Source organism: Streptomyces sp. PL-29, from assembly GCF_058344425.1.
Map to the genome: position 1 here is coordinate 1893838 of NZ_CP136996.1, position 14007 is coordinate 1907844.

Consider the following 14007-nt stretch of genomic DNA (forward strand, 5'->3'; position numbering starts at 1 on the left):
CCGGTCACCGGCCCACCCGCCCGGGCCCGGTCAGACCGGGGCCGGGGTCTCCTCCGGCCGGTCCTGCGGCGCCGCCGCCGGGCGGGCCGCCTTCTTCGCTCGGCGGCGTTCCTTGCGGAGCTCGACCATCGTGTAGAGGGTCGGCACCAGGAGCAGCGTCAGCAGGGTCGAGCTGACCAGGCCGCCGATCACCACGACCGCCAGCGGCTGCGAGATGAAGCCGCCCTCACCGGTGACGCCGAGCGCCATCGGGAGCAGTGCGAAGATCGTCGCCAGGGCCGTCATGAGGATCGGGCGCAGCCGGTGCCGGCCGCCCTCGACGACCGCCTCGACGACGCCCAGGCCCTGGGTGCGGTACTGGTTGACCAGGTCGATCAGGACGATCGCGTTAGTGACGACGATGCCGATGAGCATCAGCATGCCGATCATCGCCGGGACGCCCATCGGGGTGCCGGTGACGATGAGCAGGCCGAGCGAGCCGGTCGCCGCGAACGGGATGGACACCAGCAGGATCAGCGGCTGGACGAGCGACCGGAAGGTCGCCACCAGCAGCATGAACACGATCGCGATGGCCGCGAGCATGGCGAGGCCGAGCGAGCCGAACGCCTCGTCCTGGTCCTCGGAGACTCCCCCGATGGAGGCCGTGGCGCCGTCGGGCAGGTCCAGGGCCTTGAGCCTCGTCTGGAGCTCCGCGCTGACCGCGCCCGTGTTGTCGCCCTGCGGGCGCGCGGTGATGGTGGCGGCGCGGGCGCCGTCGATCCGGGTCATCGCGACCGGACCGGGAACCTCCGCGACCTCGGCGACGTCACCGAGCCTGACCGGGCCGACGGGGAGCGCCCGCAGTTCGGCCAGGGTGGTGGCCGGCTGCGCGGACGTGATGACGATGTCCCGCTCGGTGCCGTCCAGTACGGCCTTGCCCGCCGGGTTGCCGCGGACGGCCTGGGCGACGAGTGCGCCCAGCGCGGCCTGGTCCAGGCCCGCCTCCGCCGCCTTGGGAGTGGCGGTCACCGAGATCCGGGGCACGGACTGGGACAGGTCGCTCTGCACGTCGGTGACGTTGTCCAGCTTCGCCACCGCGGCCCGGACCTGCTCGGCGGCCCGGGCCAGGACCTCGCCGTCGCCCGCCTTGACGACCACGCTGAGGTTCTGGCTGCCGAAGGCGTCGCCGGCCGCGATGCGGGTCTCGCCGATGCCGTCGAGAGCGGCGAGCCGCTCCTCGATCCGCCGCTTCACGGCCTCGGCGTCGCCGGCGTCCTTCAGGGTGACCTGGTAGGAGGCCTGGTTGGAGCCGGTACCGCCACCGAAGGCCGCGAGGAAGCCGGAGGAGCCGACGGTGACCTGGTAGCTCTTGACTCCGTCAACGGAGGCCAGCACCTTCTCGACCTTGCGGCTCGCCTCGTCGGAGGCGGCCAGCGAGGTGCCCGGGGCGAGCTCCTGCTTGACCGTCAGGAGGTCCTGCTCGCCCTGGTCGAAGAAGTTGGTCTTCAGCAGGGGGGTCATGCCGAGGGTGCCGACGAGGACGACCACCGCGATGGCCACGCTGGTCAGGCGGCGCCGGGTGGCGAAGCCCAGGACGCGGACGTAGAAGCGCTGGAGGCGGCTGCGTGCCTCCTTCTCCTCGGCTTCGCGACGGGCCTCGGCGGCGCTCTCGGCGTCCCCGGGCGTGACGCCCTTCGGCGCGCTGAGGAACCAGTACGAGAGCACCGGAACGACCGTCAGCGAGACCAGCAGCGAGGCCAGCAGGGCCGCGGTGACGGTGAGCGAGAAGGAGCCGAAGAGCTCGCCGATCATGCCGCCGACGAGGCCGATGGGCAGGAAGACGGCGACGGTGGTGAGGGTGGAGGAGGTGACCGCCCCGGCGACCTCCCTGACTGCGGTGGTGATCGCGGCCTCGCGCTCCTCGCCGTAGCCGAGGTGGCGCTTGATGTTCTCCAGTACCACGATCGAGTCGTCGACGACCCGGCCGATGGCGATGGTCAGCGCGCCCAGGGTGAGCATGTTGAGCGACAGGTCGCGCGTCCACAGCACGATGAGGGCGAGGACCACGGACAGCGGGATGGACACCGCGGTGACCAGCGTCGAACGCACCGACGCCAGGAAGACCAGAATCACGATCACCGCGAAGAGCAGGCCGAGCATGCCCTCCGTGGTGAGGCTGGAGATGGACTTGGCGACGGCCGGCCCCTGGTCGCTGACGACGGTCAGCTCGGCTCCGGAGCCGAGCGTGGAACGCAGCTCGGGCAGCTTGTCCTTGACCGCGTCGGAGATGGCGACGGCGCTGCCGTCCTTGTCCATGGTGAGGACGAGGGCGAGGCTGGGCCGGCCGTTGGTGCGGGTGATGGATACGGCCTTGGCCGGCTCCTGCCTGACGACGGCGACGTCGCCGAGGCGGACCGCCGGCCTGCCCTGACCGGGGCTCAGGCGCAGGTCCTCGACCTGGGCGAGGGAGGTGAAGCCGTTGCCCACGCGGACGGTGCGGCTCTGGCCCGCCTCGTCGAAGGAGCCGGCGGGGACGGCCGCGCCGCCCGCCCGAAGACCCTGGGCGAGGGCCGCGCCGTCGAGGCCGGCCGCGGCGAGCCGGGCATCGTCGGGGGTCACGGTGACCTGGATGTCCTGGACCCCGTCGACGCTGACCTGGCCGACGCCGTCGATGTCCGACAGGACCGGGACCACGGACTTCTCCAGCTGGTCGGCGAGGGCCTGCTGGTCCCTGTCGGACGTGGCGGCGAGGACCACCGTCGGGATGTCGTCGGTGGAACCGGCCACCACCTGCGGGTCCACATCGGCGGGCAGTCGGACCCGGGCCCGGTTGACGGCCTGCTGGACGTCGGCGACGAGCTGCTTGGTGCCGCTGTCGCCGTAGTCGAAGGTGGCCATGATGAGGGCGTTGCCCTCGCTGGCGGTGGAGGTGATGCCGGTGATGCCGTCGACGCCCTTGAGCGTGGCCTCGATCGGTTCGACGACCTGCTTCTCGACCACGTCGGGTGAGGCGCCCTGGTACGGCGCGAGCACGGACACCATCGGGAGTTCGATGGAGGGCAGCAGTTGCTGCTTGAGCTGCGGGATGGCTATGGCGCCGAAGAGGAGCGCGACGATCGACACGAGGCCGACCAACGCCCTTTGGGTAAGGCTGAAGCGGGACAGCCAGGACATGTGTGTGGGATCTCTCTGCAGTGACGAACGCGAGGGCGCTCCCACCCTGTCCCATGCGGCGGGGACGTTTCGTCGCTCGCAGGTCCCGTCCTTATGTGCGGCATACCGCGTCCGTAGTAGGCGGCGCTACTCCACCCGGGGCCGGACGAGTCCCGATTCGTAGGCGATGACGACCAATTGGGCCCGGTCGCGGGCGCCGAGCTTGGCCATGGCCCGGTTCACGTGCGTCTTGACGGTGAGGGGGCTGACCTCCAGCCGTTCGGCGATGCCGTCGTTGGACAGGCCTGTGGCGACGTGGACGAGGACCTCGCGCTCCCGGACGGTCAGCGCGGCCAGCCGCTCCGCATGGGCCCCGGCCGAGGCGCCGGAGGCGGCCGGGTCGGCGCCGCCGCCCTGGGCGAGGAAGGTGGCGATGAGACCCTTGGTGGCGGCCGGGGAGAGCAGCGCCTCACCGGCGGCGGCGACGCGGATGGCGTTGAGCAGCTCCTCGGGTTCGGCGCCCTTGCCGAGGAAGCCGGAGGCGCCCGCCCGCAGCGCGGACACCACGTACTCGTCCACCTCGAAGGTCGTCAGCATCACCACGCGCACGGCCGCGAGATCCGGGTCGGCGCTGATCATGCGGGTGGCGGCGAGCCCGTCGGTACCGGGCATCCGGATGTCCATCAGGACGACGTCGGGGCGCTCCCGGCGGGCGAGCGCGAAGGCCTGCGCCCCGTCCGAGGCCTCCCCGACGACCTCCATGTCGGGCTCGGAGTCGACGAGCACCTTGAAGGCGCTGCGCAGCAGGGCCTGGTCGTCGGCGAGCAGCACCCTGATCGGTGCGGCGGGGGGCGGGTCCGTAGGAGTGTGGTGCACGGGGTGAGCGTACGCGGGGCCGTCGCGGTCCGTCCGGGGTCCCGTCGGACCGGACGCTCTCAGCCTAGGGCGAGGACGAGGAGCGCGGTGGTCGCCGCCACCTCGGCCAGTGCTCCGAACACGTCGCCGGTGACCCCGTCGAAGCGGCGCACACAGCGGCGGAGGAGGAGTTCCGCGGCGAGCAGGGCGACGAGCACCGCCGCCGCCGCCCGGGCCGCGGCGGGCGGGCCGGCCGGGAGGGCGGCCGCCGCGGCGGCGACGGTGACGAGGGCCACGAGGGCGGCGGCCACCGAACGCGGGACGGCCCCGGCGACCGCGGCGCCGAGCCCCTCGGGCCGGGCCGGCGGAACGCCTTCCCGGGAGGCCAGGGTCATGGCGAGGCGGGCCGTGACGGCGGCGACCACGATGGCGAGGGCGCCACGGACCCAGCTGTCGGCGTACAGCTCGGACAGGGCGGCCGTCTGTACGAGCAGGACGACGATCAGGGCGATCACACCGAAGGGCCCGATGTCGGACTTCTTCATGATGCGCAGTGCCTCGTCGGCCGGTTTGGCGCTGCCCAGGCCGTCCGCCGTGTCGGCCAGCCCGTCCAGGTGCAGTCCCCTGGTCAGCGCGGCCGGTACGGCGACCGTCACGGCCGCCGCGAGCAGTGGTTGGGCGCCGAGCAGCAGCAGGAGCGCTCCGGGGACGGCCGCGAGCGCGCCGACGACCAGTCCGGCGAGCGGGGCGCAGGCCATTCCGGTGCGGGCCGCGGGGCGGTCCCAGCGGGTGATGCGGGCGGGCAGCACGGTGAGGGTGCCGAACGCGAAGCGGACGCCGTCGCGGAACGAGGCGCGCTCCGCGGGCGGCGTCAGGGGCGGGCCGTCGTACGAATCTGTCATCGGCGCGAACGCTACCCGCTCGGGGCGGGCGGTAAATTACCCCATACGTTTCACATAGGGAGAAGTGGGATGGGTCACTGGTGGTATCGGAACATCGTCGAGCCAGGAAAGCTGCCCATGCTGCTCGCCCTGGTCTCCTTCGTGATGTCGTTCCTGGTCACCCGCGTGATCACTCGCATGATCCGGGCTGGCCGCGGCCCCTTCAAGAACGTCACCCCCGGGGGCCTGCACATCCACCACGTCGTGCCGGGCGTGATCCTCGTGATCATCGGGGGGTTCGGCGCCATCGGCAGCGGAAGCAACGGCATCGGGGCGGCGCTCTCGGCCGTGGTCTTCGGGCTCGGGGCCGGGCTGGTCCTGGACGAGTTCGCGCTGATCCTGCACCTCGACGACGTCTACTGGAGCGAGCAGGGCCGCAAGAGCGTGGAGATCGTGGTCGTGACGGCCGCGGTGGTGGCCCTGATCCTGGGCGGGTTCGTGCCCTTCGGGGTGAACGACCTGACCCCCGAGGAACGCCAGAGCCGCGGGCTGGTCGTCATGAACGCGGCCGGCAATTTCTGCCTCGCCCTGGTCGCCCTGTGGAAGGGCAAGGCGCGCACCGCGCTGTTCGGCGTCATCGTCCCCTTCGTGGCGCTGGTCGGCGCGGTCCGTCTGGCCCGGCCCGGCTCCCCGTACGCGAAGCGGTTCTACGCCAACCGTCCGCGCGCCCGGGCCAGGGCGGGGCTGCGGGCCTTCCACCACGACCGGCGCTGGACCGCACGGCGGCGCAGGTTCGAGGAGTTCATCGGCGGCGCCCCGGACCCGCGGCCGGTGTCCCTGGAGAAGCCGCCGGCTCCGCCGGACTGAGAGCGGACGGCGCCGGACCGGACGTACGGCGACGGGCCCTCCCCCGGCCGGTGGAGGGCCCGTCGCCGCGCCGGTGCGTCCGGTCCGTGACGGTCAGCCCGGGATCAGGCCGTCGTCGCTGAGCATCTCCCGGACCTCGTCGAGGCTCGCGTCGGAGGCCGGGAGGATCAGCTCGGACGGCTCCAGGGAGTCGTCCGCAAGCGGCGTGCCCAGCCGCCGGACGGCTTCGAGCAGCGCCCCCAGGGTGCGCCGGAAGCCCTCCTCGTCACCGCCCTCCATCTCCGCGAGCAGTTCGTCGTCCAGCCTGTTGAGCTCGGCGAAGTGACTGTCGGCCACGTCCAGCTGGCCTTCCCCCATGATGCGGACGATCATGACGGCCCCGTCCTACTGCTTGTCGAACCGGTGCTGGGTGTGCGGCTGCTGGGCGCTGCCCTGGGCGCCGCCCTCGATGGCCTGCTGCTGCGCGGACGGGCCGCCGGCCAGCTCCGCCTTCATCCGCTGGAGCTCCAGCTCCACGTCGCTGCCGCCCGAGAGGCGGTCCAGCTCGGCCTGGATGTCGTCCTTGGAGCCGAGGCCGCTGCGGTCGTCGAGCGCTCCGGAGGCCAGCAGTTCGTCGATCGCCCCGGCACGGGCCTGGAGCTGGGCGGTCTTGTCCTCGGCCCGCTGGATGGCCAGGCCGACGTCGCTCATCTCCTCGGAGATGCCGGAGAAGGACTCCGCGATCCGGGTCTGGGCCTGGGCCGCGGTGTAGGTGGCCTTGATGGTCTCCTTCTTCGTGCGGAAGGCGTCCACCTTCGCCTGGAGCCGTTGCGCGGCCAGCGTCAGCTTCTCCTCCTCGCCCTGGAGGGTCTGGTGCTGCACCTCCAGGTCGCTGACCTGCTGCTGGAGCGAGGCGCGGCGGGACAGGGCCTCACGGGCCAGGTCCTCGCGGCCCAGGGCGAGGGCCTTGCGGCCCTGGTCCTCCAGCTTCGCGGACTGCCCCTGGAGCTGGTTCAGCTGCAGTTCCAGGCGCTTGCGGGATGTCGCCACGTCGGCGACGCCGCGGCGCACCTTCTGCAGCAGTTCCAGCTGCTTCTGGTACGAGTAGTCGAGGGTCTCGCGCGGGTCCTCGGCCCGATCAAGGGCCTTGTTCGCCTTCGCGCGGAAGATCATCCCCATACGCTTCATGACACCGCTCATGGGCTTCGCGCGCCCCCTTCTAGACGGACTGTGCTCCAGCTGACCGACAGAACCCACAGTACGGGCCCTGTCTCCATTACCGCACTGTTCGAGGACGGATGCGCTCCTCCTCCAGGACGACTACGCCTCCGCCGTGTCACGCGTGAGGAGTAGGTGGGTCCCCGACCCACCGGGGCGGGCCCCGCCGCTCGGACCGTACACAGGGAAGGACGCCCGCCGTTGCCGGATCGTTCCCCACAGGAGTGGGGCCCGTGCCCGTGACCACGTACGCTTGGGTTTTGTGTTTGGTAGCCGCTCCTCCAAGGAAGAGAAGGCCGCCGCCGCCGACAAGGTGAGCGCCGACCTCTCGCAGCCCCGTGACCCGCAGGCCCCGAAGGGCCGCCCTACGCCGAAGCGCGCCGTGGCCCAGTCGCAGCGCAAGGCCGTGGTGGCCTCGACCGGCAACCGCAAGGAGGACGCGAAGCGGGCCCGTGAGCGCCGCCGCGCCGAGATGGCCAAGCAGCGCGAGGCGCTGGCCAACGGCGACGAGCGCTACCTCCCCACGCGCGACAAGGGCCCCGTACGCCGGTTCGTCCGCGACTTCGTGGACTCCCGCTTCTCGGTGGCCGAGATGTTCCTGCCGCTGGCCGTCGTCATCCTCGTGCTCAGCATGGTGCGCCAGCCCATGATCCAGAACATCGCGCTGCTGTTGTGGCTCGGTGTGATCGCACTGATCATCCTGGACTCCATCGGTCTGGTGTTCCGCCTGCGCAAGGCCCTGAATGAGCGCTTCCCGAACGAGCCGCGCCGCGGCGCCGTCGCCTACGGCTTGATGCGCACTCTGCAGATGCGCCGGCTCCGCCTGCCGAAGCCGCAGGTCAAGCGCGGGGAACGACCCTGACCGGAGGGACGCCCGGCGCGTCGGGGGAAGGTTTCGCCGAGGGGGCACGCCTGTGGCTGGAGGGCTTGGGCGGACTGCGCAACGCGGTCCGTCAGGAGCTCGTGGGCCGACAGGTCGACGAACAGATCGCGCAGCGCTTCCCCGTGGGGCAGCGGCTGCGCGTTCTCGATGTCGGCATGGGGCAGGGCACCCAGGCTTTGCGCCTCGCCCGCGCCGGGCACATGGTGACCGGCCTGGAACAGGACCCGGGGATGCTGGCCGTCGCCCGAGAGGCGCTGGCCGTGGAGCCCGCCGGGATCCGCGACCGGGTCAGGCTCATGGAGGGGGACGGGCGCGAGACCGGCGCCCACTTCCTGCCGGGCAGCTTCGACGTGGTGCTGTGCCACGGAGTGCTGATGTACGTACCCGAGCCGGACGCCATGCTGGCCGGGCTGGCCCGGATGCTGGCCCCCGGCGGGCTGCTGTCCCTGCTGGTGCGCAACGGCGACGCACTCGCCATGCGGCACGGGCTGGACGGGGACTGGAAGGGCGCGCTGGCCGCCTTCGACAGCACCGACTACACCAACCGCCTCGGCCTGGACGTACGCGCCGACCGGCTGGCGGGCCTGACCGCGACGCTGTCGGGGATCGGGGCGCCGCTGCAGGCCTGGTACGGCGTACGCGTCTTCACCGACGGCACCGAGGCGGGCGGGGAGCTGCCGCCCGACGAGGAGCTGCAACGACTGCTGGCCGCCGAGGACCGCGCGGGCCGCACCGACCCCTACCGGGGTGTCGCCGCGCTGCTGCACCTCTGCGGCGTCCGGGGCTGACCCCGGCCCTTCGGCCCGCCGCAGACCGGCGGGCCGAAGGGCTCGGAGAGGTCAGGCCTCCAGCGCGGACCGCAGGCTCATGGTGTAGAGCTCGGTGCCGCTGTCGTCGGACAGCCTCACCTGTTCGGTACCGCCCTCCAGCAGGTCCTTCCAGTACTCGCCGATCCAGGACTCCGCGTCGCCCTGCGTGGTGAACTCCTCGGGCACCACCGACGGGCTCGTCTCGCTGCCCTCGGCCGTCTCGAACCGCCACGTCCACGCCATGTCCGCCTCCGTTGCTCGTCCGCTGCTCACACGCTTCTCGCCTTGAGTGTGCCCGCAGAGTAACCGGGCGCGCAGCAGTCTCCGCGACGCGGGAGGATCATCCTGTGGAACTCACTCTGCTCGGCACCGGTACCCCCGAGGGGCTGCCCCGCCCCGGCTGCCCCTGCGCCGCGTGCGCCGTCTCCGTCGGCCCGCGCTCCCGCGCCGCCACGGCGGTCCTCGTCGACGGTGCGCTGCTGCTCGACCTGACCCCCGGTGCGGTGCTGGCCGGCGCGCGGGCCGGGCGTTCGCTGACCGGTGTCCGGCAGGTCCTGCTGACCCACCCGCACGACGGGCCCGCGGTGGAGCTGCCGCCGGGCCTGCCGACCGCCGGGCGGGTGCCGGACGGGCAGGAGCTCTCGGTGATCTCCGGGCACCGGGTGCGGGCGGTGCCGATGGACGCGCCGGGCACCGGGTACGAGGTGACCGGACCGGACGGCGGCCGACTGCTGTACCTGCCGCCCGGCGGGGCGCCGGCCGGGACCGCCGGACGGGCCGGGCGGCGTCCGTACGACGTGGTGCTCGCCGACGTGCCGGGCCGCCCCGAGGCGCTGGCCCGGCTGCGGGCGAGCGGTGCCGTCGGCCCGGCCACGGACGTGATCGCCGTCCACCTCGACCACGACGTGCCGCCGGGCCGGGAGCTGGAGCGCCGGCTCGCGGCCTCCGGGGCACGGGCGGTGCCGGACGGGACCACCGTGCTCGCCGGCGACTACCGGGCGGTGCCGGACCTGCCGCGCCGCACGCTGGTGCTGGGCGGGGCGCGCTCGGGCAAGTCCGTGGAGGCGGAGCGGCGCCTGGAGGGCTTCCCCGAGGTGGTGTACGTGGCCACCGGCGGCACCCGGGACGGGGACGCGGAGTGGGCGCGGCGGATCGGCCTGCACCGGGAGCGCCGGCCGGCGAGCTGGCGGACGGTGGAGACCTGCGAGCTGGTCGGGCTGCTCGCCGAGGACGGGCCGCCGCTGCTGATCGACTGCCTGGCGTTGTGGCTGACCGACGCCATGGACCGGGCCGGGGCCTGGGACGACGAGGTGTGGGCCGAGCACGGGCGCCGGGAGCTGGGCGAGCGAACCGCTGCTCTGGTGGCGGCGGTGCGCGCGACCGGCCGCCAGGTGGTCCTGGTGAGCAACGAGGTCGGCTCGGGCGTGGTTCCGGCGACCGCCTCGGGGCGGCGCTTCCGCGACGAGCTGGGCCGGCTGAACGCAGCGGTGGCGGGCGAGTGCGAGCACGTCCTGCTCGTCGTCGCGGGGCAGGCGGCCGTACTGAAGGAGTAGGCCGGGACGGGGTGTTCACCCGGGCGGCCCGCCCGGCGAGGTGCCCGGACCGGCCGGGCCCGCCGGGGCCTGAGGGAGGACTTCACCGGCTGTACTCTCTGGCAGATGAGCACGCTGAATCTCGACGACTTCTCCGATCTGATCGAGCGCCCCGACGGGGGCGTCCGGCGTGACGCCGAGGAACGCCGCGAGCGCCTCGCCGTACCGCCCGGCGCGCTGGGGCGGCTCGACGAACTCGCCGAGTGGCTCGCCGCCGCGCAGGGGCAGGTCCCGGTCAGGGCGATCGAACGGCCCCGCGTGGTGCTGTTCGCCGCCGACCACGGCATCGCCGCCCAGGGGGTCTCCGCCCGGGCCGCGTCCACCGGGCACGAGCTGGTGCGGGACGTGCTCGACGGCTCCAGCCCGGTCGCCGTGCTGGCCGGCCGGTTCGGCGCCACGATACGGATCGTCGACGCGGGTCTCGACTGCGATCCCGGGCTGCTCCCGGCGGACGTGGTGGCACACCGCGTCCGGCGCGGCAGCGGCCGGATCGACGTCGAGGACGCGCTGACGGTCGAGGAGGCGCAGGCCGCGCTGCGGCTGGGCATGCGCGTCGCCGACGAGGAGGCCGACTCGGGCACGGACCTGGTCGTCCTCGGCGACCTGAGCGTCGGCGGGACGACCGTCGCCGCGACCCTCGTCGCGGCGCTGTGCGGAACGGACGCCTCGGTGGTCACCGGCCGTGGCGGCCGGCCCATCGACGACCTGGCCTGGATGCGCAAGTGCGCGGCGATCCGCGACGCGCTGCGCCGGGCCCGTCCGGTGCTGGGCGACCAGGTCGCGCTGCTCGCGGCGGTCGGCGGCACGGACGTCGCCGCCATCACCGGATTCCTGCTCCAGTGCGCGGTGCGCCGTACGCCCGTCATCCTCGACGGTGTTGTTTCGGCCGCGTGCGGACTGGTGGCCCAGCGGGCCGCGTTCCGGGCTCCCGACTGGTGGCTGGCGGGTCAGGCCAGCGGCGAGCCGGGCCAGGCGAAGGCACTTGACCGAATGGCACTCAACCCCGTGCTCGATCACGGCGTCACAGTGGGTGAAGGCACCGGGGCATTGCTGGCTCTCCCCCTCGTCCAGGCGGCCGCCGCGCTCGCGGCGGAGCTTCCTGAACGCGCGGCGGAGAAGCCGACGGAATGAGCCGCCGGGGGCCGCGGCCCTGACCAGGCCGTGGCCCCCGACCGCACCATCACGGACAGCGCCGCCCCATATGATCGCTTTTTATGGGAGAGGTCCGTTTGACCAGCGCAGAGACCGACCGCACCGCCGTACCGGCGACCGGTCCGTCATCCGGCAGGAAAGAGACCGGCGGGGACGCCGCCGGCAAGGCGGCGGGGGGCGGCCGGGAGACCGGTCGGGGGAGCGCCCGCTCACAGCGCGGAGCCGCGTTCGCGGTCTGGTACCTGCGCGCCGTCACCTTCATCAACTTCCTCAGCGCGGTGTGGGTTTCACTCGGCCAGGACCTGCGGCGCCACAACATCGAGGACTTCTACACCCCGTACATGCTCACCGCGGGCTTCGCGTCCGGGCTGTTCACGCTGCTGCTGGCCGTCACCCTCGGCCGCCGCAAGCGCGCCTCCTGGATCCTGAACCTCGTCCTGAGCGGCCTCCTGGCCCTGCTCCTCGCCTACGCGCTCGCCGCGTACGAGGAGATCCGCGAACACCCGCAGAACTGGGTCTCGCTGGCCCTGACCGCCCTCTTCACGGGTGCGCTGCTGCTGGGCCGCCGGGAGTTCTACGCCAAGGGCGACCGCTCCAACCCGGCGTTCGCCGCCGCCGTGGCCGCCGTCGGCCTGCTCGTCACCTCGCTCGTCGCGGCCCTCCTCGTGGGAGCCGCCAACACCTCCCCCGACAGTGCCGGCGTCTCCTTCCCGGAGCGCTGGAAATACGGCGTGATGCGGCTGATCACCCTGGCCCCCGACGACCGGACCTCCGCGGCGATCACCCCGCCCGGCTGGGTGGACGTCTTCATCAACGTCATGTCGATGCTGCTGCTGCTCGCCGTCCTGTTCGCGGCGTTCCGCTCGCGCCGCGCCGTCGACCCGATCAGCGAGGAGGACGAGGAGCGACTGCGGGCGCTGCTGGCCCGGCAGGGAGACCGCGACTCGCTCGGCTACTTCGCGCTGCGCCGCGAGAAGTCCGTCATCTGGTCCCCCACCGGCAAGGCCGCCGTGACCTACCGCGTCGTCGGCGGGGTCTCGCTCGCCTCCGGCGACCCGATCGGCGACCCGGAGGCCTGGCCCGGGGCCATCGACCCGTGGCTGGCCGAGGCGCGCGAGCACGGCTGGGTACCGGCCGTGATGGGCGCGAGCGAAGAGGCCGGGCAGATCTACGCCCGGCACGGCCTGGACGCCCTGGAGCTCGGCGACGAGGCGATCGTGGAGACCGCCGAATTCACCCTGGAGGGCCGTGCCATGCGCACCGTCCGGCAGGCGTACAACCGCGTCAAGCGGGCCGGGTACACGGTCCGCATCCGCCGCCACGCCGACATCCCGGCCGAGGAGATGGCGGAGCTGGTGCGCCGCGCCGACGACTGGCGCGACGGTGCCACCGAACGCGGCTTCTCCATGGCGCTGGGCCGGCTGGGCGACCCCGCGGACGGCCAGTGCGTGATGCTGGAGTGCACCGACGGAGACGGCGATCTGCGGGCCGTGCTGTCCTTCGTGCCGTGGGGCCCGGGGGGGCTGTCGCTGGACCTGATGCGCCGCGACCGGGACTCCGAGAACGGCCTGATGGAGTTCATGGTCATCGAGCTGCTCGCACGCTCCGCGGAGATCGGGGTCACCCAGGTCTCGCTGAACTTCGCGATGTTCCGGTCGGTGTTCGAACGCGGGTCCCGGCTCGGAGCGGGCCCCGTGCTGCGGCTGTGGCGCTCGCTGCTGAGCTTCTTCTCGCGCTGGTGGCAGATCGAGTCCCTCTACCGGGCCAACGCCAAATACCGCCCGATCTGGGAACCGCGGTTCATGCTCTTCGAGAAGAGTTCGGACCTGCTGCGCATCGGTGTCGCGGCCGGCCGGGCCGAGGGCTTCCTGGAGGCCCCCGGCCTTCCGAAGTGGCTGCACCGCAGACACCTGGAGACCCGCCGTTGACAGCGTGGAACAGCACACCACTGCGGCGGTTCGCCCGCCGCGAGTGGGGCCCCATGTTCTGGACCGTCCGGGACGCCCTCGCCCGCGACGGATGGCGGGCGATCCCGATGACCCTGGGCGCGGTCTGCCTGACCCTTGTCTTCCAGATCGTGCAGAACACCTCGTGGGGCTTCCAGCCGGTGCAGGACCTCGGTTCGGTCAAGGCCGTCGACCCGTTCTGGCTGGCCCTGCTGCGCACCCCCCTGTCCTTGTTCGTTCCGGCCCTCGACCTGCCGGTGTGGGGTGCGCTCGCGCAGATGCTCCTGGTGTTCGGCATCGCGGAGATCTGCATCGGCTGGTGGCGCACGCTGGTGATCGGCTACCTCGCCACCCTCGCCGGGACCACCTACGCGCGGATCGGTGTCGCGCTCGGCCCGGAGCACCCCTTCGGACTGCCGGTCTCCGACCGCATCGTCAACGACACCGGGCCGTCGGCGGCGGTGGTCGGCCTCGCCCTCTACCTCTGCTGGCGCCACCGGGCGTACCTGACCGGCGCCCTGGTGATCCTCTCGATGATCGGCGAGGTGCTGGTCAAGAACAACCTGGCCGGCAAGGAGCACCTGGCGGCCATCGCCGCCGTCATGGCCGTGTGCGTGGTCCGGGCCCGGTGGAGCCAGGTGCGCTCCCGCGTCCCGGTCGGCCAGGGCCCTCCGCCCTGAGCGGCTCCCCGGC

At 72.9% G+C, this 14007-nt stretch carries 13 protein-coding genes; 7 read left to right on the top strand and 6 right to left on the bottom strand.

Annotated features, from left to right (window positions below; genetic code table 11):
- Nucleotides 1–30 precede the first annotated feature (30 nt).
- The 3 genes from R4Z63_RS08660 to cobS all read right to left on the bottom strand — a co-directional run bounded on the left by R4Z63_RS08660 (nt 31) and on the right by cobS (nt 4889).
- On the bottom strand, nt 31–3153 hold the full coding sequence (locus R4Z63_RS08660; RefSeq protein ID WP_384453494.1) for an efflux RND transporter permease subunit: 3123 nt from the start codon (nt 3151–3153) through the stop codon (nt 31–33).
- A 126-nt stretch (nt 3154–3279) separates the two neighbouring features.
- A complete protein-coding gene (locus R4Z63_RS08665; RefSeq protein WP_384453491.1) occupies nt 3280–4008 on the bottom strand; it encodes a response regulator in 729 nt (242 codons plus the stop codon).
- 59 nt (nt 4009–4067) lie between these two features.
- Nucleotides 4068–4889: an adenosylcobinamide-GDP ribazoletransferase gene (cobS, locus tag R4Z63_RS08670; protein WP_384453488.1), complete on the bottom strand. Its 822-nt coding sequence runs from the start codon at nt 4887–4889 to the stop codon at nt 4068–4070.
- Between the two features lie 69 nt (nt 4890–4958).
- On the opposite strand from cobS, the gene R4Z63_RS08675 reads away from it, so the two are divergent.
- Nucleotides 4959–5735 (top strand): hypothetical protein, encoded by a 777-nt coding sequence (locus tag R4Z63_RS08675; protein ID WP_037927062.1) that lies wholly within the window; start codon nt 4959–4961, stop codon nt 5733–5735.
- A gap of 93 nt (nt 5736–5828) precedes the next feature.
- On the opposite strand, the gene pspAA is transcribed toward R4Z63_RS08675, so the two are convergent.
- Both pspAA and R4Z63_RS08685 read right to left on the bottom strand, forming a co-directional pair.
- Nucleotides 5829–6107 (bottom strand): PspA-associated protein PspAA, encoded by a 279-nt coding sequence (pspAA, locus tag R4Z63_RS08680; RefSeq protein WP_384454691.1) that lies wholly within the window; start codon nt 6105–6107, stop codon nt 5829–5831.
- Nucleotides 6108–6119: 12 nt separating this feature from the next.
- Entirely contained in the window at nt 6120–6914 is a 795-nt protein-coding gene (locus R4Z63_RS08685; protein WP_078556950.1) for a PspA/IM30 family protein, read from the bottom strand.
- 280 nt (nt 6915–7194) lie between these two features.
- Here R4Z63_RS08685 and R4Z63_RS08690 point away from each other — a divergent pair, with 280 nt between their 5' ends.
- Entirely contained in the window at nt 7195–7794 is a 600-nt protein-coding gene (locus R4Z63_RS08690; protein ID WP_384454687.1) for a DUF3043 domain-containing protein, read from the top strand.
- Nucleotides 7795–7850: 56 nt separating this feature from the next.
- Nucleotides 7851–8603 (top strand): class I SAM-dependent methyltransferase, encoded by a 753-nt coding sequence (locus tag R4Z63_RS08695; RefSeq protein WP_052031232.1) that lies wholly within the window; start codon nt 7851–7853, stop codon nt 8601–8603.
- Between the two features lie 51 nt (nt 8604–8654).
- Here the strand turns inward: R4Z63_RS08695 and R4Z63_RS08700 are convergent, their stop codons facing one another.
- Nucleotides 8655–8867 carry a hypothetical protein gene (locus R4Z63_RS08700; RefSeq protein ID WP_037927074.1) on the bottom strand — a complete coding sequence of 71 codons (213 nt, stop codon included), beginning with the start codon at nt 8865–8867 and terminating at the stop codon, nt 8655–8657.
- Between the two features lie 104 nt (nt 8868–8971).
- Here R4Z63_RS08700 and R4Z63_RS08705 point away from each other — a divergent pair, with 104 nt between their 5' ends.
- The 4 genes from R4Z63_RS08705 to R4Z63_RS08720 all read left to right on the top strand — a co-directional run bounded on the left by R4Z63_RS08705 (nt 8972) and on the right by R4Z63_RS08720 (nt 13994).
- A complete protein-coding gene (locus tag R4Z63_RS08705; protein WP_384454684.1) occupies nt 8972–10177 on the top strand; it encodes a bifunctional adenosylcobinamide kinase/adenosylcobinamide-phosphate guanylyltransferase in 1206 nt (401 codons plus the stop codon).
- A gap of 105 nt (nt 10178–10282) precedes the next feature.
- Nucleotides 10283–11347 (top strand): nicotinate-nucleotide--dimethylbenzimidazole phosphoribosyltransferase, encoded by a 1065-nt coding sequence (cobT, locus tag R4Z63_RS08710; RefSeq protein ID WP_384454681.1) that lies wholly within the window; start codon nt 10283–10285, stop codon nt 11345–11347.
- A gap of 83 nt (nt 11348–11430) precedes the next feature.
- Nucleotides 11431–13296, top strand: a complete 1866-nt coding sequence (locus R4Z63_RS08715) for a phosphatidylglycerol lysyltransferase domain-containing protein (RefSeq protein ID WP_384454678.1) — start codon at nt 11431–11433, stop codon at nt 13294–13296.
- 53 nt (nt 13297–13349) lie between these two features.
- On the top strand, nt 13350–13994 hold the full coding sequence (locus R4Z63_RS08720) for a hypothetical protein (protein ID WP_052031205.1): 645 nt from the start codon (nt 13350–13352) through the stop codon (nt 13992–13994).
- Nucleotides 13995–14007 lie beyond the last annotated feature (13 nt).